This is a genomic window from Brachybacterium sp. AOP3-A1-3 (genome assembly GCF_052378285.1).
Lineage (GTDB): Bacteria > Actinomycetota > Actinomycetes > Actinomycetales > Dermabacteraceae > Brachybacterium.
This window is the reverse complement of the sequence record NZ_JBQSXM010000006.1, coordinates 179,605-199,086: the sequence shown is the minus strand read 5'-3', so window position 1 is coordinate 199,086 and position 19,482 is coordinate 179,605. Positions and strand designations below refer to the sequence as shown.

At 71.3% G+C, this 19,482-nt stretch carries 17 protein-coding genes; 10 read left to right on the top strand and 7 right to left on the bottom strand.

Features of this window, described 5'->3' with window-relative positions:
• Positions 1–78: 78 nt before the first annotated feature.
• From ACT3T5_RS10875 to ACT3T5_RS10865, 3 genes are all read right to left on the bottom strand, one after another.
• Positions 79–867: a hypothetical protein gene (locus tag ACT3T5_RS10875; protein WP_444577142.1), complete on the bottom strand. Its 789-nt coding sequence runs from the start codon at positions 865–867 to the stop codon at positions 79–81.
• A 101-nt stretch (positions 868–968) separates the two neighbouring features.
• Complete coding sequence (locus tag ACT3T5_RS10870) at positions 969–1,970, bottom strand: hypothetical protein (RefSeq protein ID WP_444594330.1); 1,002 nt, start codon at positions 1,968–1,970, stop codon at positions 969–971.
• 258 nt (positions 1,971–2,228) lie between these two features.
• Positions 2,229–3,878 (bottom strand): alkaline phosphatase D family protein, encoded by a 1,650-nt coding sequence (locus ACT3T5_RS10865; RefSeq protein WP_444594329.1) that lies wholly within the window; start codon positions 3,876–3,878, stop codon positions 2,229–2,231.
• Between the two features lie 319 nt (positions 3,879–4,197).
• Here ACT3T5_RS10865 and ACT3T5_RS10860 point away from each other — a divergent pair, with 319 nt between their 5' ends.
• The 4 genes from ACT3T5_RS10860 (at position 4,198) to ACT3T5_RS10845 (ending at position 8,053) form a co-directional block, all read left to right on the top strand.
• A complete protein-coding gene (locus tag ACT3T5_RS10860) occupies positions 4,198–5,307 on the top strand; it encodes an ABC transporter ATP-binding protein (RefSeq protein WP_444594328.1) in 1,110 nt (369 codons plus the stop codon).
• Positions 5,304–6,122 (top strand): ABC transporter permease, encoded by an 819-nt coding sequence (locus ACT3T5_RS10855; RefSeq protein ID WP_444594327.1) that lies wholly within the window; start codon positions 5,304–5,306, stop codon positions 6,120–6,122. The genes ACT3T5_RS10860 and ACT3T5_RS10855 overlap by 4 nt, the downstream gene beginning before the upstream one ends.
• Positions 6,123–6,207: 85 nt before the next feature.
• Positions 6,208–7,425: a sensor histidine kinase gene (locus ACT3T5_RS10850; protein ID WP_444594326.1), complete on the top strand. Its 1,218-nt coding sequence runs from the start codon at positions 6,208–6,210 to the stop codon at positions 7,423–7,425.
• Positions 7,426–7,444: 19 nt separating this feature from the next.
• Entirely contained in the window at positions 7,445–8,053 is a 609-nt protein-coding gene (locus ACT3T5_RS10845; RefSeq protein ID WP_444577148.1) for a response regulator, read from the top strand.
• A gap of 13 nt (positions 8,054–8,066) precedes the next feature.
• On the opposite strand, the gene ACT3T5_RS10840 is transcribed toward ACT3T5_RS10845, so the two are convergent.
• From ACT3T5_RS10840 to ACT3T5_RS10830, 3 genes are all read right to left on the bottom strand, one after another.
• Positions 8,067–9,002, bottom strand: coding sequence for an exodeoxyribonuclease III (locus tag ACT3T5_RS10840; protein ID WP_444594325.1), 936 nt, complete (start codon positions 9,000–9,002; stop codon positions 8,067–8,069).
• A gap of 20 nt (positions 9,003–9,022) precedes the next feature.
• On the bottom strand, positions 9,023–10,090 hold the full coding sequence (locus ACT3T5_RS10835; protein WP_444594324.1) for an LLM class flavin-dependent oxidoreductase: 1,068 nt from the start codon (positions 10,088–10,090) through the stop codon (positions 9,023–9,025).
• Between the two features lie 118 nt (positions 10,091–10,208).
• Positions 10,209–10,655, bottom strand: coding sequence for a VOC family protein (locus tag ACT3T5_RS10830; protein ID WP_444577151.1), 447 nt, complete (start codon positions 10,653–10,655; stop codon positions 10,209–10,211).
• Positions 10,656–10,970: 315 nt separating this feature from the next.
• Here ACT3T5_RS10830 and ACT3T5_RS10825 point away from each other — a divergent pair, with 315 nt between their 5' ends.
• On the top strand, positions 10,971–12,659 hold the full coding sequence (locus ACT3T5_RS10825; protein WP_444594323.1) for a BCCT family transporter: 1,689 nt from the start codon (positions 10,971–10,973) through the stop codon (positions 12,657–12,659).
• 484 nt (positions 12,660–13,143) lie between these two features.
• Here ACT3T5_RS10825 and ACT3T5_RS10820 read toward each other — a convergent pair whose 3' ends face one another.
• Positions 13,144–13,665 carry a ferritin gene (locus ACT3T5_RS10820; RefSeq protein WP_444594322.1) on the bottom strand — a complete coding sequence of 174 codons (522 nt, stop codon included), beginning with the start codon at positions 13,663–13,665 and terminating at the stop codon, positions 13,144–13,146.
• A gap of 595 nt (positions 13,666–14,260) precedes the next feature.
• Between ACT3T5_RS10820 and ACT3T5_RS10815 the strand changes: the two genes are divergently transcribed.
• From ACT3T5_RS10815 to ACT3T5_RS10795, 5 genes are all read left to right on the top strand, one after another.
• Positions 14,261–15,295 (top strand): carbohydrate ABC transporter permease, encoded by a 1,035-nt coding sequence (locus tag ACT3T5_RS10815; protein WP_444594321.1) that lies wholly within the window; start codon positions 14,261–14,263, stop codon positions 15,293–15,295.
• On the top strand, positions 15,292–16,224 hold the full coding sequence (locus tag ACT3T5_RS10810; protein ID WP_444594320.1) for a carbohydrate ABC transporter permease: 933 nt from the start codon (positions 15,292–15,294) through the stop codon (positions 16,222–16,224). Before ACT3T5_RS10815 ends, ACT3T5_RS10810 begins: the two co-directional genes overlap by 4 nt.
• A gap of 183 nt (positions 16,225–16,407) precedes the next feature.
• Positions 16,408–17,802: an ABC transporter substrate-binding protein gene (locus tag ACT3T5_RS10805; protein WP_444594319.1), complete on the top strand. Its 1,395-nt coding sequence runs from the start codon at positions 16,408–16,410 to the stop codon at positions 17,800–17,802.
• On the top strand, positions 17,802–18,662 hold the full coding sequence (locus ACT3T5_RS10800) for a glycerophosphodiester phosphodiesterase (protein ID WP_444594318.1): 861 nt from the start codon (positions 17,802–17,804) through the stop codon (positions 18,660–18,662). The genes ACT3T5_RS10805 and ACT3T5_RS10800 overlap by 1 nt, the downstream gene beginning before the upstream one ends.
• Positions 18,659–19,429: a glycerophosphodiester phosphodiesterase gene (locus ACT3T5_RS10795; protein WP_444594317.1), complete on the top strand. Its 771-nt coding sequence runs from the start codon at positions 18,659–18,661 to the stop codon at positions 19,427–19,429. The genes ACT3T5_RS10800 and ACT3T5_RS10795 overlap by 4 nt, the downstream gene beginning before the upstream one ends.
• Positions 19,430–19,482: the final 53 nt, after the last annotated feature.

The window sequence follows — 19,482 nt, the reverse complement described above, 5'->3', positions numbered from 1 at the left end:
TTCCAACTCTAGGGGTGAGCGGCGCCACGTCGAGGGGATATCTGCCCGGAGCGGACAGGAGATCAGCGGGAGGCGCCGTCAGGCGAGGGCGGAGGCGATCACGGAGTCCGCGCGGTGCAGCGTCACCGCGAGCTCGCCGCGGGTGACGCCCTCCGTGCCGGACCAGTCGGAGGCGGTGAGGGTGCCCGCGAGCATGCCGGCCGCCTCGAGCCAGGAGGCGTCGGCGAGGGCCGACGAGGAGTCTCCGGCTGGCGATGCATCGTTCGTCGGATCCCATGAGGCGCCGATCCCGGCCAGTGCCGGGCGCAGCAGGGCGGTGAGCAGCCTGGCTGTGCAGTCCTGGGTGGCGGGATCCTCCGGATGCACCTTCAGGGAGGCGTCGCCCCACAGGGCGCCGCGGCCGTGCAGCCACAGCAGGGCGGCCGCGCGATCGGGATCCTCGCCGAGGTCGACGATCAGCGCGGGCGTGCCGTCGAGGGGCACGGCCGGGGACCCGGCGAAGCGGTGCAGGGCGAGGGCCAGGTCGCCGCGCATGACGGCGGCACCGGGGGAGTAGGAGTTCCCGTCCAGCGCCGGCTGCACGCCGTTCTCGTCGGCCCAGACCATGGCGTCGACACCCTCCGCGCCGTCCTCGACGTCGGAGAACGGGCTGAGGGCGGAGGCGGCGCCGCCCTGTGCCGCGGCGAGCGGAGCGGGCGCACCGGACCGGGTGAGCAGGGCCCCCGCGCCGACCGCGCCGGTCACCGCGGCCGCAGCCGCCCCGGCGAGCAGGAGGGAACGACGCCCGGGTCGGCGCCGGGCAGCGACGGGCGGGACCGGCGATCCGGCAGAGTCGGCCGGGACGGTCGGAGGGGCGGCAGCGGGCATGACCGGCCGCCCGGTCGTCCGTCCGGTCGTCGGTCCGGTCGTCCGCCCGACGGCGGGGGCACCCGGCCGGCCCACCCGCAGCCGGGGCGGGGCTGGTCGTCTCACAGCCACTGCAGCTCCCTCATCCGGCGCACGATCGCCCAGCTCACGGCGAGGTTGCCCCAGCCGTTGAGGTGGATGCCGTCCGGGGCGATGAGCAGCGGCGGCACCACGCCGCGATCCAGAGCATCCTGCGTTGCGCCCTGCGCGAGCAGCTGCAGCGGCGCGAGCGGGGAGCAGTGCAGGCCCTCCTCGCTGGTGAGCAGCTGCTGGAGGTCCAGGAAATGGTCGCCGTACCGGCGGGCCTGCTCCGCGTTGACGGCGGCGACCGCGTCCCCGGTCGCGGAGCCGTGCGGGTCGTGCTCGGTGCACCAGTGGCCGAGGACCAGCGAGTCCGCCTCCGGAGTCTCTGCCGCATCCCACATGCGCTGCACGTCCCGCAGCACCCCGGAGGTGTCGAGGATGTTGTTCTTGCCCATCCAGAGCACCTGACGCGCCGAGGCCCCGACCTCGGCGAGGGACGACGTGAAGACGCCGCCCGACACCGCCGTGGAGAGGTCGTCTGCCCCGATCCCGACCGGATCGTCGGGCGTGAAATACCAGGTCCCGCTGCTGCCGTCGAGCGTCCCCGCGAGCCCGCCGACCGTGCCGGGGACCTGGATCGGACCGCTCGGCGCGAGGCCGGAATCCAGCGTGACCTCGAGCCGGGCAGGAGCGGACGTCGAGTCCGCCTCCGAGTCGCCGACGGCGTTCAGCCGCGGGGTGTCCAGCCCGCGCAGCAGCAGGGTGTGGGCGGAACGGGTGGCGCCGACGCCGAACGCCCGCACCGGGGTGGGGGAAGCCGAGAGGGCCAGGTGCTCGTGGATCCGCACGGGCAGCGGGGTCGCCTCGGCGCCGCCCTCGGAGCTCATCGAGGAGGACCCCCAGAGCGTCATCGGGCGCGAGTCGGGCTCGGGCTGCAGCAGACGCCGGGAAGCCTCGGTGCCGGTGGCCGAGGAGGCGGGAGCGGCCGGGAGGGGTGCAGCGGGCGCGGCCGGTGCGGCGGCGAGCTGCGGCGAGGGCATCGCGATCCTCCGTGGACGGTGCGGGGCGAGTGCTCCGACCGGCGCTCGCAACTCCCCACCTTACGGGAGGAACCGGTGCCGGCACAGGCCTCGCGCTGTGATCCCCGCAGGTCCGACGGCGACCGGCCCGCGCCGGGCCGACGGCGATCGGCCCGCGCTGGCCGACGGGCCCGCGCGCCCGTCGGCTGCGGGACCCAGCCCCGTCGGCTGCCGGACCCGGCCCCGTCGGCCGTGCAGGTCAGGGGCGTCCCGAGAGGGTCACGCCTCGTGAAGGGCGGGCTCCCCGGCGGGCACCACGTAGGTGCGGTCGATGCTCACCTCCGCGTCCGGTCGGGTGACTGCGGGGATCGTCTTGAAGTCCACGCGGAGCTCGTCGGTCGAGTACTCCGAGAGCACGTAGCCACGGTGCCCGCGGATGTACTTGATGTGCGGGTTCTCGGCGAGGACGACCTCCTCGCCGTTCACGACGTCGCTGCCGTCGCCACCCGAGGTGATCGACGTGGACACGAGCTCCACGCCCACGGTCGCGGAATCGGGATCCTGGAAGTCGGCCTTCAGCTCGTTGGCGAAGTGGACGTGCACATCCCCGGTGAGCACCACGGGATTGGCGACGCCACGCTCGGAGAACGCGTCCACGAGGGTGTTGCGGCTGGGCCGGTAGCCGTCCCAGCCGTCCGAGGAGACCGTGGTGGTGGGCCCGGCGGCGTTGTCGCGCTTGGCGAAGAAGACGGACTGGGCGAGCAGCTGCCAGGTCGCGCTCGAGTCCGTCATGCCGTCCAGCAGCCACTGCTCCTGGGTGTCGCCGAGCATCGTGCGGGAGGGATCGGCCTGCTCCTCGCAGTCGGTGAACCACCAGGTCTTCCCGCCGTCGTGGCAGGCCTGCAGGTCTCGGTACTGCCGGGTGTCGAGCACATGGAAGGTGGCCAGATCGCCCCAGCTCAGCCGACGGAACAGCTGGATCGACGAGCCCGTCGGGGCGCTCGAGCGTCGCAGCGGCATGTTCTCGTAGTAGGCCTGCTCGGCGGCGATCTTGCGGGCCACCCACGCGTCGGTGGGCACGCCGTCCTTGGGGTACTCACCGGCCCAGTTGTCCTGGATCTCATGGTCGTCCCAGGTGACGATCCACGGCGCAGTGGCGTGCAGCAGCTGCAGGTCGGGGTCCGTCTTGTAGGTCGCGTACCGAAGCCGGTAGTCCTCGAGCGTGGTGCACAGCTTGTTCGGGTGCGTACGGATCTTCCCGGTGCCGGGCCCGCCCTCGTAGATGTAGTCGCCGAGCCCGAACACCAGGTCAGGGCGATCCTCGGCGGCGCGCCGGTACGCGGTGAACCAGCCGCCCTCCCAGTGGGAGCAGGACAGGTGCACCATCCGCAGGTTCCGGGTGCTGCCGCTGGCCGGGGTGGTCAGCGTGCGGCCCACGGGGGAGACGTGGCGCCCGGTGCGGAACCGGTAGAAGAACTCGGAATCGGCGGGGAGGTCCTCGAGCTCCACGTGGAGGCTGTGCGCCTCCTCGGGACGGGCGGTCTCGGTGCCGCGGCGCACGATCGACCGGAAGCGCTCGTCGCTCGCGAGCTCCCAACGCACGTCGATCGGGAGGCTCGGCATGCCGCCGCGGCCGTCGAGCACGTGCGGGTCCACGGCGAGCCGCGTCCACAGCACCACCGAGCTGCTGGTGGGGTCCCCGGAGGCGATGCCCAGCGTGAACGGATCCTTCTCGCGCCAGGTCCCCTCGGCGCTGGCCGGCTGCATGCCGAGCATCCCGGCCGTGGCGAGCGTGGTCAGGGAGGCGCCGGTGAAGATCCGGCGGCTCATCCGACGCTGCCGGGCGAGGTTCGCCCGACGGTCCGGCGCGATGAATCGGGTGGGCTGCTGGGGCTCCTGGCCGAGGAGGCCGCCGGAGAGATCGCTCACGGGGTTCCTGTTCTGGAATGGCACGGGAATCTCATCCTGACCACCTCCGATGCCCCGGACAGACGGTTCTGGGCGGAGCCGACATGATCGTCATCGACTGGCCATCGCCGCAGCCGCGGCCGTTCACGAACGCGCCATGGTCTGCCTGTCTGCCCGTCTGCCCGTCTGCCCGTCTGCCCGTCTGCCCGTCCGCTTGTCTGCGAGGCGGCGAGGGCGCGGGTCCGGGGGCTGCAGGCCAGGGCAGCCCATGACGGATGTCATCCGGGGCGGGTGACGGCCGTGTGAGGGCGCGTCGTCGCGGCGGCCGGAGGGTTGTCCCATGACCACGACATCGCAGATCCCCGGCCCGGCCCGATCCGAGCGCTCCACCCCGGGCGGTCCGACACCCGCCGCCACGCCAACTGCCTCCACCACCCCCACGGCCCCGGACGCCGCGAACCGCGTTCTCCCTGCTCCGGCCCGCGGCGGTGCTCCAGGCACACCGCTTGCCATCGACGCCCGCGACATCACGCGCAGCTTCGGCGCGGTGCGGGCCGTCGACGGGGTGTCGCTGCAGGTCGCACCCGGCGAGATCGTCGCCTTCCTGGGCCCGAACGGCGCCGGCAAGACCACCACGATCGACATGGTGCTCGGACTGGGGAAGCCGGACTCCGGGCACGTTAGCGTCTTCGGGGACACCCCGCGCGGCGCCATCGCCCACGGCCTCGTCTCCGCGGTGCTGCAGACGGGTGGTCTGCTCAAGGACCTCACGGTGCGCGCGACCCTGCGGCTGACCGCGAGCGTGTTCGCCGAGGCCCGCCCGGTCGCCGAGGTGCTCGAGCGAGCCGGGATCACGGAGATCGCCGAGCGCCGGGTGGGGCTGTGCTCGGGAGGCCAGCAGCAGCGGCTCCGCTTCGCGATGGCCCTGCTCTCGGACCCCGGCCTGCTCATCCTCGACGAGCCGACCACGGGCATGGACGTCGAGGGCCGTCGGGCCTTCTGGAGCGCGATCCGCGCCGACGCCGACCGCGGCCGCACCGTCCTGTTCGCGACCCACTACCTCGATGAGGCCGACGAGTACGCCGATCGCATCGTGCTCATGGCCCGCGGACGCATCGTCGCCGACGGCACCGCGAGCGAGATCAAGAACCTGGCGTCGGGCCGGGTGGTCCACGCGACCCTCCCCGGCGCGGACCCCGTCGCCCTCGCCGCCCTCCCGGGCGTGGAGGACGTCGAGCTCGGCGGTGACCGCATCGCAGTGCGCACGAAGGACTCCGACGCCGTGGCCCGCCACCTGCTGACCACCACCGATGCCCGCGATCTGGAGATCACGGCGCAGAACCTCGAGCGCGTCTTCCTCGCCCTCACCGCCGACCAGCCCGCAGACGACCAGCCCACCGACAGGCGTGCTGCCCAGCCCGCCGCCGCTCTCGAAGGAGCCCGCTCATGACCACCGCGACCCCCGCCCTCGATCGTGTGCGCCTGGACCGGCGCGCCCCGCCGCTGGGCGGATTCACCCTCACCTACCTCGGCATCGAACTGAAACGGAAGCTCCGCAACCGCCGCACCCTGATCTTCACGATCGCGTTCCCCGTGGTCATGTTCTGCATCATCGGCCTCCCGCTGCGCGAGGAGGCCCTGACCGACACTCCGCTCGCCGCGGGCGGACCCTCCGTCGCCGCGTACATCATGGTGTCGATGGCGATGTACGGGGTCATGATGTCGTCCGTCCAGACCGGCGCCTCCGTCGGCATCGAACGTGCCCAGGGATGGAGCCGGCAGCTGCTGCTCACCCCGCTGAACCCGCTGGTCAACATCGTCATCAAGATGATCGCCGGAATGCTGCTGGGACTGTTCGCCGTGGTCAGCACCTATATCGCAGGAGCCGTCAGCGGGATCGACCTCAGCGCGTTCCAGTGGATCGTGACGGGACTTTCCGGCTGGCTGCTCGCCGGCGCCGTGTTCACCACCCTCGGCCTGATGGTCGGCTATCTGACGCCCGGGGAGAACTCCGCCCAGATCACGAGCCTCGCGACCGTGCTGCTGTCCTTCCTGGGCGGACTGTTCTACCCGGTGACCTCCATGCCCGACGTCCTGCAGGCCATCGCCAAGCTGACCCCGGTCTACGGCATCGGCGAGCTCGCCCGCTCCCCGCTGACCGGCAGCGCCTTCGAGCCGTGGGCACTCGTGAACGCCCTGGTGTGGCTCGCGATCCTGCTCGCCGGCACCGTGCTCGCCTTCCGACGCGACACGAAGCGCGGGTGAGCGGGCCGCGCGGGAACGGCGCCGGAGGAGCAGAATGTCGGTCGCGGGCTCACCAGAGCCCGCGACCGGGGCGCGAGGAGAGCCGATGAGCACGTCGCCGTCGAAGGACCTGGCCGCCGTCGGCCCGGACCCGGACGAACCTGCCGCCGCCGGAGCTTCGGCCGCTCCTCGACCGGCCGATCCCACTGCCCCCGCCGGGCGGCTCGGCCGCCTGCTCGACCCGCTGCGCTCCGGCCGGGCGGCCGGCTGGTACCTCGGAGCAGGGATCGCGCTGATCTGGCTGCTCAGTCCGCTCGCGCTGGTCGTCGACTCTGCCGCCACCACCCTGCCCGCGGGTCTCGGCTTCGCCCTGCTGATCCTCTTCGCGCTGGTGTTCCTGATCAGCAACCCCCTTCAGCAGAGGATGCCCCCCGCGCGGAGACTCGTGTTCCCCGCCCTCCTGCTGCTCCTGTCGCTGTGCCTGCTGCCCTGGTTCGGGGCGTCGGTGCCCTCCTTGTGGACCTACGTCGGGGTGAGCGTGGGAATGGCGGCCCTGAAGTGGCGGTACACCTGGCCGCTGGTGATGGCCCTCGGAGCGGTCGCCTATCTCGTCGAGGGCTCCGCCTCCGGATGGGGCGACGACGCTCTGCAGATGGCCGCGATCATCGTCTCGATCTCGATGATGATGGCGGCGTTCGGCAAGGTCCGGGACACGATGCGCGAGCTGCGCGCCACCCAGCGCGAGGTCGAGCAGCTCGCCGCGGACCGTGAGCGCAGCCGCATGTCCCGCGACCTCCACGACATCCTCGGCCACTCCCTGACCGTCGTGACCGTCAAGGCCGATCTCGCCGGCCGCCTCGTGGACCTCGACCCCGAACGGGCGAAGGCCGAGCTGGGCGAGATCCAGGAGCTCACCCGCGGCGCCCTCGCCGATGTGCGCGCCACGGTCGCCGGGGCCCGACGGATGAGCATCAGCGGGGAGCTCGCCGCCGCCCGCAGCGCCCTCGACGCCGCGGACGTCCGGGCGGATCTCCCCTCGACCGGGGATGCCGTCCCTGCGGACCAGCGCGAACTGGCCGGCTGGGTGCTGCGCGAGGGGGTCACCAATGTGATCCGGCATGCCGGGGCGTGCGTCTGCCGGGTGCGGCTGGACGCCGACCGGATCGAGATCGCCGACGACGGCGTGGGGCCGACGGGGGCTGCGTCGACAGGCTCCTCGACCGGGCTGACCGGGCTGCGCGAGCGCGTCGGATCCGCCGGCGGGGGCCTGTCCGTCGGGCGCAGCGACCTGGGCGGATTCCGCCTCACGGTGACTCTGCTGTGAGCGGCGAGGAAGGACGACCATGACCATCCGACTGCTCATCGCCGACGACCAGGGCCTGGTGCGCGGCGCGCTCGCCGCGCTGCTCGGCCTGGAACCCGATATCGAGGTGGTCGCCCAGGTGGGACGCGGCGACGAGGTGCTCGACGCGGTGCGCGAGACCCATCCGGACGTCGCCCTGCTCGACATCGAGATGCCCGGGCTCGACGGGATCTCCGCCGCCGCGCAGCTGCGCGAGGCCGGGGTCGGCTGCCGGGTGCTGATCGTGACGACCTTCGGCCGGCCCGGCTACCTCAAACGGGCGCTCCAGGCCGGGGCGAGCGGCTTCGTCGTGAAGGACACCCCGTCGGCGCAGCTGGCCGACGCCGTGCGCCGCGTCGCCCAGGGGCTGCGGGTCGTGGACCCGGCGCTCGCCGCGGAATCCCTGACCCAGGGCGATTCGCCGCTCACCGAGCGCGAGACCGACCTGCTGCAGGCCGCGCGCACCGGTGGCTCGGTCGCCGACCTCGCCCGCATGCTGCACCTGTCCGAGGGGACCGTGCGCAATCACCTCTCCAGCGCGATCGGGAAGACAGGGGGCCGCAACCGGGCCGACGCCGCCCGCATCGCCGAGGAGAACGGCTGGCTGTAGAGGCGGAGACCGGTCAGCTCCAGTCGTAGTCGACGATCACCGGGGAGTGATCCGAGAGTCGCACGCCGCGGAACTCGCGGTCGACCTCGGCGCGGACGGCGCTGCGGGCCAGGCGCGGCGTGGCCAGGTGGTAGTCCAGACGCCACCCCGCATCCTTCGCGAACGACTGCCCCAGCCACGACCACCACGAGTACGGGCCGTCCTCGCCCGGATGCAGGCTCCGCACCACGTCGACGAGCGTGCGCGGGGAGAGCTGCTGGCCGAACCACTCCCGCTCCTCGGGGAGGAACCCGTCGTTCTGCGGATTCCGTCGCCACGCGGCGAGATCCTGCCGGGTGTGCGCGATGTTGAGGTCGCCCAGGAGGAGGAACTCTCGACCCGCGGCGGCGGCCGCCCGTCGGGTGCTGGTCAGATACCGCGAGAATGCGGCCATGAAACCCATCTTCCGGGCATAGCGTGCCCCGCCGTCGGGCGCCTCGCGCATCCGCTCGGGGCGCTGCAGCTCGGCGGGGAGGCCGCCCTTGGGCAGGTAGAGGCAGGCGATCGTGACCGGGGCGTCCGTCAGGTCGACCTCGAGATAGCGGCCGTGGGTGGCGAAGCGGCCGAGCCCGCGGGAGAGCGGGACATGGTCGGGGGAGGCGACGGGCTCCAGAGCAGGCAGCGATCCCGCAGCCTCCGCCGGGCCACCCACCAGCGCGGACCCGCTCCAGGTCCGCACCGCCGCCGGCGGCCGACGGGTCAGCACCGCGACGCCGTTGCGGCCGGGCAACGTGCCCGTGTCGAGGGCGACATGGAAGTCGCCGAAGGCACCGTCGGGGATCTTGTCCGCCTGCGCCCGCACCTCCTGGAGCGCGACGACGTCGCAGCCCCGCTCGGTCAGCCAGTCGCCGAACCCTCGACGATGCGTGGCACGGATCCCGTTGATGTTGGCGGTCGCGATGCGGAGCATCCCCCGAGGCTACGTGCTGGTCAGTTGATCGGGTCTCCCTGCACCGGCCCCTCCGTGTTGGGCTTCCACCCGAGCGCCGGCGCGACGTGCTCGGCGAAGGACTCCAGGATGTGCAGGTTCAGCTCGACGCCGGCCTGCGAGGGGATGGTGAGCATGAGGGTGTCGGCGGACTGCACCGCGGCGTCGGCCTTCAGCTGCTCGATGAGCTGATCCGGCTCGCCCGTGTAGGACCGGCCGAACGTCGAGCGGGTGTTGTCGATGATGCCGATCTGGTCCGAGTCCTCGCCCGGCCGCATGCCGAACATCCGGCGATCCTGCTCGGTGACGATCGGGAAGACGCTGCGGGAGACGGAGACGCGCGGCGTGTGCTCGTGCCCGGCCTCGCGGAACGCCTCGCGGAAGACGTCGATCTGCTCGGCCTGGAGATCACCGAACGAGGCGCCGGTGGCTTCGGTGAGCAGCGTCGAGCTCATGAGGTTCAGCCCCTGGGCGCCGGTGCGCTCGGCGGTTCCGCGGGACCCGGCGCCCCACCAGATGTGCTGGAAGAGGTCCGGGGACTGCGGCTCGATGCGCAGCGGGGCGTGGGGTGCGGCGTCGGACATGTAGGGCTGCGCAGCTGCTCGGGCCATCGGCTGCCCCTGGATGGCCTGCAGGAACGCCTCGAACTTCGACTGGGCGATGTCCGCCCCGCGCGGGTCCGTGGAGCCGGTGTAGCCGAAGGGCTCCCAGCCGCGGTCCGCCGCTTCGGGGGCCCCGCGGGAGATGCCGAGCGCCACGCGGCCGTCGGCGATCAGGTCCAGGGCGGCGGCCTCCTCGGCGAGGTAGAGCGGGTTCTCGTAGCGCATGTCGATCACGCCGGTGCCCACTTCGATGCGCTGTGTGCGCGCGGCGACCGCCGCGAGCAGCGGCATCGGCGAGGCGGCCTGCTTCGCGTAGTGGTGGACGCGGAAGTAGGCGCCGTTGACGCCCAGCTCGTCCGCGCCGACGGAGATGTCGATCGCGTCGTGCAGCATCTGGCGGGCGCTGAGACCGCCCTGCGCGGGGCTGCCGCCGTAGTGGCCGAAACTGAGGAATCCGAAAGCTCGCATGGGGTCACCCTATCCAGTCGTTCAGTTTTCAACAAGAGTGCGGTGCGGTGGCCGGGTCCGCCCGCGTCAACCGGCCCTAGAGGCGTCGCGTCGGCGGCCCTTCTCGGGCTCGGGCAGGTCAGGCGTTCTCGGCGTCTCCGCCCACGACCAGTGCGAACATCACGCCGTAGCGGTCCACCACTTGTCCGTAGTGATCGCCCCACGGGGCGAGGGTGAAGGGCATCGCGACGCGGCCCCCCGCCGCCGTGACCGTTTCGATGAGCGTGTGCGCCTGCTCGACCTCGTCGAGGCCGACGAGGAAGGAGTAGACCTCCGATGCGAGCGGTGGCAGCTCCTGGCCCGGCTCGCCGATGCCGTCCCCGCCCGCCACGGTCAGGAGCCCGCCGGTGAGGGTGCCGTGCGCGACCGTGCCGGGTGGCGGTGTGAACGGGAAGTCGGAGAGGTCCGGGAGGTCGTCGTAGAGGGTGACGTCGAGCGAGCCGCCGAACAGCTCGTGCCAGTGCGCGAGGACCTCCGCGGCGTTGTTCGGGAAGCTGATGTACGGAGAGTTCTGCGGTGCGGTCATGGCGTCCTCCCGGGTCGAGGCGGGGCGGCGTCCTCACCGCCCGCGTCCGCGCAGTCTGGCACGTCCCGCACCACCCTTGGCACGTGTTCCCGCGGCGACGGCCTGCGATGTGCGGACGAGACCTGTGCCCCACCTTTCCGCGGGAGCACCCGGTGCAGGGCGGTCGTCCGCGTAGGGTAGGGCGCTTCGCAACCGGACCCCCGCCGCACTCCCGTCGGCTCGTCGGCCGTTGCAGACCTCCTCTCTCTTCGTCGCCAGCCCTTCTGCCCTCCTGCAGTCCCGGCACGGCAGCGCCCTCACAGAACGGACCGCGCCATGTCGCTGGACCCCTCTGCTGACCCCCTCCCCGTCGACCCGCACCCTGCCGATTCCGACGACGCTCCTCACCGCGCCCGGCGCGACGCCTCCGGACCACGCCGCTCCCGGCGCGACGTCGATCGCTTCCCCCGCGCCCCGCATGTCCCCGGCAGCAGCGGCGGCGCCGTGGTGTGGGTGGCCGTGGCGCTGATCGTCGCCCTCCTCGTCGCCGCCGGCTTCTGGCCTGCGCAGCTGAACGCCGCCGCGGGCGTGGCGATGCAGTGGGTGACCACCACCGGCGGCTGGTCGCTGCTGCTGATCCCGCTGTGCCTGATCGTGCTGCTGCTCGTGCTCGCCTGCACCCGCTTCGGCGACATCCGTCTGGGCCCGGACGACTCCCGCCCCGAATACCCCACCTTCGCGTGGATCGCGATGCTGCTGGGCGCCGTGATGGGCATCGGAATGGTCACCTACGGCGTCGCCGAACCGGTCTCCCACCTGGTCACCCCGCCGCATGGCCTCGCCCAGCCCGGCGGCCGGGAGGCCGTGGTCGATTCCCTGCGCTTCACGTTCCTGGACTGGGGGCTGCACGCCTGGGCCGTGTTCGCCACCTTCGGCCTGGCGATCGGCTACTCCACCCACCGCCTCGGGAACAAGGGGCTGGTCTCGCCGATCCTGCGCCCGCTGATCGGCCGTCACGCCGACGGCCCGGTCGGCAAGGCGATCGATGTGCTGGTCATCCTGTCCACCCTGTTCGGCACCACGACCTCGCTGGGGCTCGGAGCCGCCCAGATCAGCCAGGGCATGAGCCGCCTGACCGGCCTCGACCTCACCACGACCGGAGTGCAGCTCCTCATCATCGCGCTGGTCACCGTGCTGTTCACCGCGTCGGCGATGAGCGGCATCGGGCGCGGGATCCGCTACCTGAGCCAGACCACGATGGTGGTGGCAGCAGCGCTGCTGCTGTTCGTCCTCGCCACCGGTCCCACCAGCTGGCTGATCAACCTCTTCCTCCGCTCGCTCGGCGGCTATGTCGGGGGTTTCGTGGAGATCAGCCTGATGCTGCCCACGGACGGCGCCGACGTGGAATGGATGCAGTCCTGGACCTACTTCATGATGGCGTGGTGGATCTCCTGGGGCGCCTTCGTGGGCATCTTCCTGGCCCGCATCTCCCGCGGCCGCACCATCCGTCAGTTCGTGCTGGTCGTGCTCGGTGTGCCGAGCCTGATCTTCTCCGCCTGGTTCACGGTGTTCGGCGGCTCGGCGATGTTCATGGACCTCGAGCGCGGCACCGGGATCGGCGAGGCCGCGACCGAGAATGTCAACACCGCCTTCTTCGCCCTGCTCGATGAGCTGCCGCTGACGGGCCTCACCTCGGTGGTCGCCGTGGTCCTGGTGATCATGTACTTCGTGACCAGCGCGGACTCGAACACCTATGTGCTCGCCGTGATCTCCTCCGACGGCCGGCTGAACCCCAGCCGTCCGCTCATGGGCATGTGGGGCCTGCTCACCGGTGCGACCGCCGCCGTGCTGCTCTACGCGGGAGGCCTGGAGGCACTGCAGACGGCGGTGATGCTCTCCGCGGCGCCGTTCATCTTCGTGATCCTCGCGCTCGCGGTCTCGCTGGTGATGATGCTGCGCCGCGACCCGCTGGTCCGAAGCCGCGAACGCCGGACCGACGAGGAGTCCCGCCTCAGCGCGAGCTGAGCCGCGGGGCCGACGGGGGACGTCCCATTCCGCGGCCGCGCCTCGGCCCGCGCCGCCTCGCGCCGCCGCGCCTCGCCCCGCGTCGCCGCGCTCCGTGCCGCGCCGTGGCTGGGCCCCGCACCGCGCTGGCCACCGTCGAGCCTGCGCTGTGTGTCGGTGAGAGGAGCCTCAACGACACGTGGTGCAGGCTCGACGCGCGAGATCCGATACGGACGGGATCCGATACGCGCGAGACCCGATACCTGCGGGATTCGATACGTGCGGGATTCGGTACGCGCGGGGTCCGATGCCTGCGGGAATTGATACCTGCGGGATCCGTCCCCTCCGGGGGCGAACAGCGAACGGGCCGGTCCGCGTCGTCTGCGGATCGGCCCGTTCGGCAGAGGTGAGGAGCTCCCTGCTCCCGAGGAGCTCGCAACTCTCGAGGAGCTCCCTGCTCCCGAGGAGCTCGCAACTCTCGAGGAGCTCGCGGCTTCCGAGGGGATCAGCCGGCGTCGGCCTCGGTGGTCTCGGTGGGGCGAGCGCCCAGCTCGGAATCGAGGCGCAGCAGGCCGGAGCCGTCGTCGCCGATCATCTTCACGCGGCCAATGATCTCGGAGACGGTGGACTCCTCCTCGATCTGCTCATCCATGAACCAGTTCAGGATGGGCCGGGAGTCGTAGTCGCCTTCCTTGTCGGCGCTGCGGTACAGCTCACGGATCGCCTCGGAGACCTTCTGCTCGTGGGCGAGCGCGGCCTCGAAGATCTCCAGCACCGAGAGGCCGGGCTTCACCCCGGGAGCCTCGATGGTGCTGATCGCGGAGTGGTTGTCGCGGTCCGAGACGTGCTGGATGAACTTGTTGGCGTGGACGATCTCCTCGTCCGCCTGGTGGCGCAGCCATGTCGCGATACCGGGGAGGTCCTGCTCGTCGGCCTCGATCGCGAGCTGCCGGTAGGTCATCGACGCCGCGAACTCGAGGGTGATCTGGTCCTGGAACTTCTTCTCAAGGTCATTGCTCATCTTCATGGAGCCGACGATAGACCCCTTGTCGTGCGCTGTCAGCCTTGGAGAGCCTTGCCTTGCCTGCGGTTGCGTGCGAGGTCAGGGGTGGGTCTGCGGCTCACGGACGCATCTCCTGGGGGCATGGTCAGCGCAGGGTAGCGCAGCCCTCCACAGCCACCAGGGCGTACAGGTGACCTCCAGGTGAAGCCTCGGTGCGGGCGCGACCAGCGAGCACGGAGCCACGGCGAACACTTCCGGAGCGGCGGATGAACAGTCGATGGACCGCCACCCCGAGGATGCCTGCTCCGCGTCCAATGCGCTCTCGCCGCCTCCGCGATTACCTGATTGACCTGCAGTGATGACGGTCGTTCACGTGTGGTTCACCGGGTCGCCGGGAGCGCTGGCGCGGTACGTCGAGCCCTTCCTACGGTGTGGGACGTCGGCCCTCGGAGCGACAGCGGACCTGCACGTGCAGAGCCGCGGCCCGCTCCCGTCAGGCCTGATCCGCCCGCTGGCCCCCGGCCCTCGACCCGGCCCTCGACGTGGCCTCGACCCGGCCATCTACTTGGCAGTCCGCCCCGCGGACCGTCCCTCCGACCAGGAAGCTGGGAACGCTCCCATGACACTCGCAGTCCGACCGCACCGCGATGCGGACCCCCGGGCCCGATCCCGGGGCGACCAGAACGGCGGACCGACGGATCCCGCGGATCCCTCCGGTCCGACGGACGCCGCCCGGCCGACGTTCGAGCGACGCCCGCCCTCGCCCCAGCGCCGTCGCCGGCGCCGCCGCGATGCCCTCCTGTTCGGTGCGCTGATCGCCCCGAACCTGATCGCGATCATCGTCTTCTCCTACTACCCGGCGATCTACAACATCGGCCTGAGCTTCATGGAGTGGGACTTCGTGGCGCCGAGCCCGGAGTTCGTGGGCCTGGAGAACTACACGGACCTGTTCACCGATCCGGACTTCGGCCAGGTCATGATGAACACGCTGATCTTCACCGGCGTCAGCGTGGTCGGATCGATCATCGGCGGCCTGCTGCTGGGAAGCCTGCTGGCCACCAAGGTCCCGCTGACCGGCTTCGCGCAGACCATGGCCTTCGCGCCGCACATGCTGCCCGGCGCGGCCGTGGGCATCCTGTGGCTGTTCATGTTCGACCCCAACTACGGGCTCTCCCGCTGGGTGTTCTCCCTGTTCGGTGCCGACTCGCCGGACTGGACCACCACCTCGGACTGGTCGCTGTGGGCGATCACCATCGCGTACACCTGGCAGCGCCTCGGCTTCGTCACCGTCATCTGCTACACCGCGATCCTCGACCTCCCGAAGGACCTCTACGAGGCCGCGGCGCTGGACGGCGCGCACGGCTGGAAGCTCTTCCGCAGCCTCACCCTGCCGCTGCTGAGCCCGATCACGTTCTTCCTCTCGATCACGGGGATCATCTCCGCCGCCCAGGCCTTCGACATCATCTCGATCATGACCAGCGGCGGCCCCGGGGTCTCCTCCAGCACGCTGAGCTGGATGGTCTACGAGGAGGCCTTCCAGAAGTTCGACATCGGCTCCGCGTCCGCGGCCGCCACCGTGCTGCTCGCGATCCTGCTGGTCATCACCTACCTGCAGGTCCGCGTCGGCGAGAAGAAGGTGAACTACTCCTCATGAGCGCTCTGACCCTCGAGAACCAGAAGCTCTCCGGCTCCGCAGGCTCGTCCGGTGCGACCGATGCCGCCGGCGGCCCCCGCGCGAACCGCGGCAGGCAGCGCGGACCGCGTCGACCCCTGTGGATCCGCATTCTGCTGATCCTCGCCGTGCTCGGCACCATCGCGATGTTCCTGGTCCCGCTGTACTGGCTGTTCTCCTCGTCGCTGAAGCCGCACGGCCAGATCTACTCCTGGCCGCTGCAGTGGATCCCCACCTCGCTGACCCTGGAGAACTTCACCGAGGCGTGGAACTCGGCGCCCTTCGACCGGTTCTTCCTCAACTCGATCATCACCACCGCGGTGGGCACCTTCCTCGAGCTCTCGCTCGCGATCCTGTGCGCCTACGCCTTCGTGTTCGTGGAGTTCCGCTTCAAGAAGGCCGCGTTCGCGCTGATCATCGCCTCGATGATGCTGCCGGGCCACGTCACGCTGATCGTCAACTACATCACCGTGGCGAACCTCGGCTGGCTGAACTCCTACGCCGGCATCATCCTGCCCGGCATCGCGAGCGCCTTCGCGATGTTCCTGCTCTACCAGTTCATGCGGACCATCGACAAGGACATCCTGCAGGCCGCGGAGATCGACGGAGCCGGGCATCTGCGACGGATGGTCCTGATCGTGGTGCCGCTGTCGAGCCCCATGATCCTCACCGCCACGCTGATCGTGATGGTGGGCAAGTGGAACGAGTACGTGTGGCCGCTGATCGTCACCTCCACCGCGGATATGCGCACGCTCCCCATCGGCCTGCTGTTCCTGCGCAGCCAGGAGGGCTACAGCAACTGGGGCGTGATCATGGCCGGCGCCGTGTTCGTCTCCCTCCCGATGCTGATCCTCTTCTTCCTCGCCCAGAAGCGCATCATCGGCGGCCTCGCCGCAGGAGCGCTGAAGTGAGCGTCGGCCGTGGTCGGCCCCGAGCACTTCGTCGGCCCGCGCTCCGGCCTCCACCGCCTGACCCTTCTCGTCCCGCTGACGGCGCTCCGCCGTCGGACCGCCCGATCCCGACCACCTGATCTCGACCCGATGACCACCCGTCGATCCGCCCCGAACCGGACCACTCTCCAAGGAGCCCCCTGCATGTCCCGACACCTCGCCACCCCGTCCCGTCGCAGCCTGCTCGCCGCCCTGGGAATCGGTGCCGGCGCCGCCGGCCTCGCCGCCTGCGGCTCCCCGAACGCCAGCGGCGACAACGCCGAGAGCAACATCCGCGAGGGCTTCTCGCAGGCGGACCTCACCGTGCCCGCCGGCTACGAGGACCGCACCGCGATCCTGTTCTGGGCCCCCTTCACCGGCAAGAACTACGAGACGCTCTCGGCGCTGTTCACCGAGTTCAACGAGTCGCAGGACGAGATCGTCGCGATTGCGGAGTCCGTGGGCAGCTACGCCGATCTGACGCAGAAGTTCACGGCGTCCCTGCAGGCCCGCGCGGTGCCGGACATCGTCTGCTTCCCCGAGATGCAGTGGCTGCAGTTCCACGCCTCCGACGCCCTCGCCCCGATGGACGGCTACTTCGACGACGAGTGGAACACCGACATCTACATCCCCAACTACGTGAACGAGGGGATCGCCGCAGGGCAGACGTTCGTGGTGCCCTTCGCCCGCTCCACGCCGCTGTTCTACTTCAACCGCACCATCTACCGCGACGCGGGCCTCCCCGAGGAGGGCCCTGAGACCTGGGAGGACCTCGCGGAGTTCGCCCCCGAGCTGGCGAAGATCGAGGTCGAGGGCCGCCCGCTGTCCGCGATGGCGTTCGCCGGCGACGCCTGGACGGGGCAGGCCGACATCTGGGGCTTCGGCGGTGCGAATGCGAACCAGGACTTCGAGGTCACGATCAACGACGAGGCCGGGGCCGAGTGGCTCGAGTGGCAGCGGAAGTTCATCCACGACGACGGCTTCGGCTACCTCGCCAAGGATGCCGGCACCGATTTCCAGGCCGGCGTGACCGCCGGCTGGCGCGGCTCGACGGCCTCGCTGACCGGCCAGACCGAGGCCGCGGGCGACAAGTTCGAGGTGGGCGTCGCCTACATGCTCTCCAAGGAGGGCGAGAAGAAGCAGGTCCCCACCGGCGGCTCCGGCCTCTCGATCGTGCGCTCCGAGTCCCAGGAGCGCCAGGACGCCTGCGCCGAGCTGTTCCGCTTCCTCGCCGGCGCCGAGCAGTCCGCCACCTGGCACATCGGCACCGGCTATGTGCCGATCGTGCAGGCCGCCGCCGAGACGGATTCGGTCAAGAGTCTGGTCGCGGAGAACCCGAACTACCTCGTGGCGCTCAACCAGCTGGAGAACGCCCGCACCGCGGACTACACCAACTGGGACTCCGGCATGGTCACCGAGATCGGTGCCTCGCAGGGCCAGGTCTACGGCGACGGCGCCGCTCCCCAGAAGGTCCTGGACGCCCTCGCCGCCGAGCTGCAGGACACGCTCGACGACAAGCGCGAGGGCTACGAGGCCGTCGACTTCCAGGGGTGGAAGTGATGACCGCCGCAGCCCGCGCGGTCGCCCCCGCGGTCGCCCCCGCGGCCGCTCCCGCGACTGTTCCCGCGTCCGTCCCTCCGGCGGACCCTGCCGGGCAGCCCCTCCCCGGCACCCGGCTGCCCGCCCTGGTGGGCCACCGCGGAGCCGCTGCGGTGGAGCCTGAGAACACCGTGCTCTCGTTCCGTCGCGGCATCGCCGAGGGAGCCCAGCTGCTGGAGTGCGATGTGCACCTGAGCAGCGACGGGGCCGACGCGATCATCCACGACGCCACGATCGACCGCACCGCGCAGGACGACTCGCCCCTGCGCACCGGGGCGGTCGCCGATCTCACCCGGGCCCAGCTGGACCGGGTGCTGGTGGGCGGCGGCGAGCACATCCCGACCCTCGAGCAGGTGCTCGACGCCGCTGTCCGGGAGGACGGTGCTCGGGTGCCGGTGCTGGTGGAGATCAAGGCCCCCGCCGCGGCCCGACGGGTGGTCGAGATCCTCACCGCCTACTTCCCGGGAGAGGCCTGGGACGGGCCGACGCCACCGGCGCTGGTGATCTCCTTCCACGCCGAGGCACTGCACGCCGTGAAGGAGGCCGATGCCCGGCTGCCGCTGCTGCTGACCACCACGGCGACCTCGCCGGAGTTCTTCGAGACCGCCCAGGAGCTCGGGGTCGCCCAAGTGGGGGTGCGGATCGCCGACGCCCGCCAGGCCGACGTGCTCCGGGCCCGCGAGCTCGGGGTGGAGCTGAACCTGTGGACCGCCCGCTCCGAGGAGGAGCTGGCCCGCGCTCTCGAGCTGGGCTGCGACACGATCACCGTGGACGACCCCGCCTGGGCGACCACCCTGATGGAGGAGCTGGTGACCGCATGAGCCGACGCACGTCCGTCCCCCGGATCACCGGTCACCGCGGAGCGGCGGCTGTGGCCCCGGAGAACACGCTGGCAGCCTTTCGCCGAGGGGCGGCAGACGGTGCCGATCAGCTCGAGTGCGATGTGCACCTGAGCCGTGACCGGCGCGACGTGATCATCCACGACGCCACGATCGACCGCACGGCCCAGGGGGACTCGCCCCGGCGCAGCGGCACGGTCGCGGACCTCACCCGAGCCGAGCTCGACGAGGTCCTGGTGGGGGAGGGCGAGCGCATCCCCACCCTCATCGAGGTGCTCGACGCCGCGGTGCGGGAGGACGGCACGCGACTTCCCGTGCTCGTGGAGATCAAGGCCCCGGCGGCGGCCGCCCTGGCCGGTCAGATCCTTCAGGACACCTTCCCCGGCTCCGTCTGGTCGGGGGAGGGCCCTGCCCCGGCGCGGATCATCTCCTTCCACACGGAGGCGCTGCGGATCGCGCTCGAGGTGGCACCGGACGTGCCCCGCGGGCTGCTGGTCCGGGCTCTCAGCGAGCAGGCGCTCGACGACGCGATGGCGACGAAGGCCGAGATCCTGGGCGTGCGCCTGTCCGACGTGCGCGACGGCGACTTCGACCGGATCCGTGGCGTGGGCCTGATCCCGTCGGCCTGGGCCGCCCGCACGGACGACGAGATCCGTCGCGCCGTGGATCTCGGGGTCCCCGAGATCGGGGCCGACGACCCGGCCCACGCACGACGTGTGGTCGAGCAGCACCTCGCTTCCCGGGACTGAGCCCCGGGGATACGGGCCGCCGGTAGGGTCCAAGGATCCTTCCTGCGCGAACG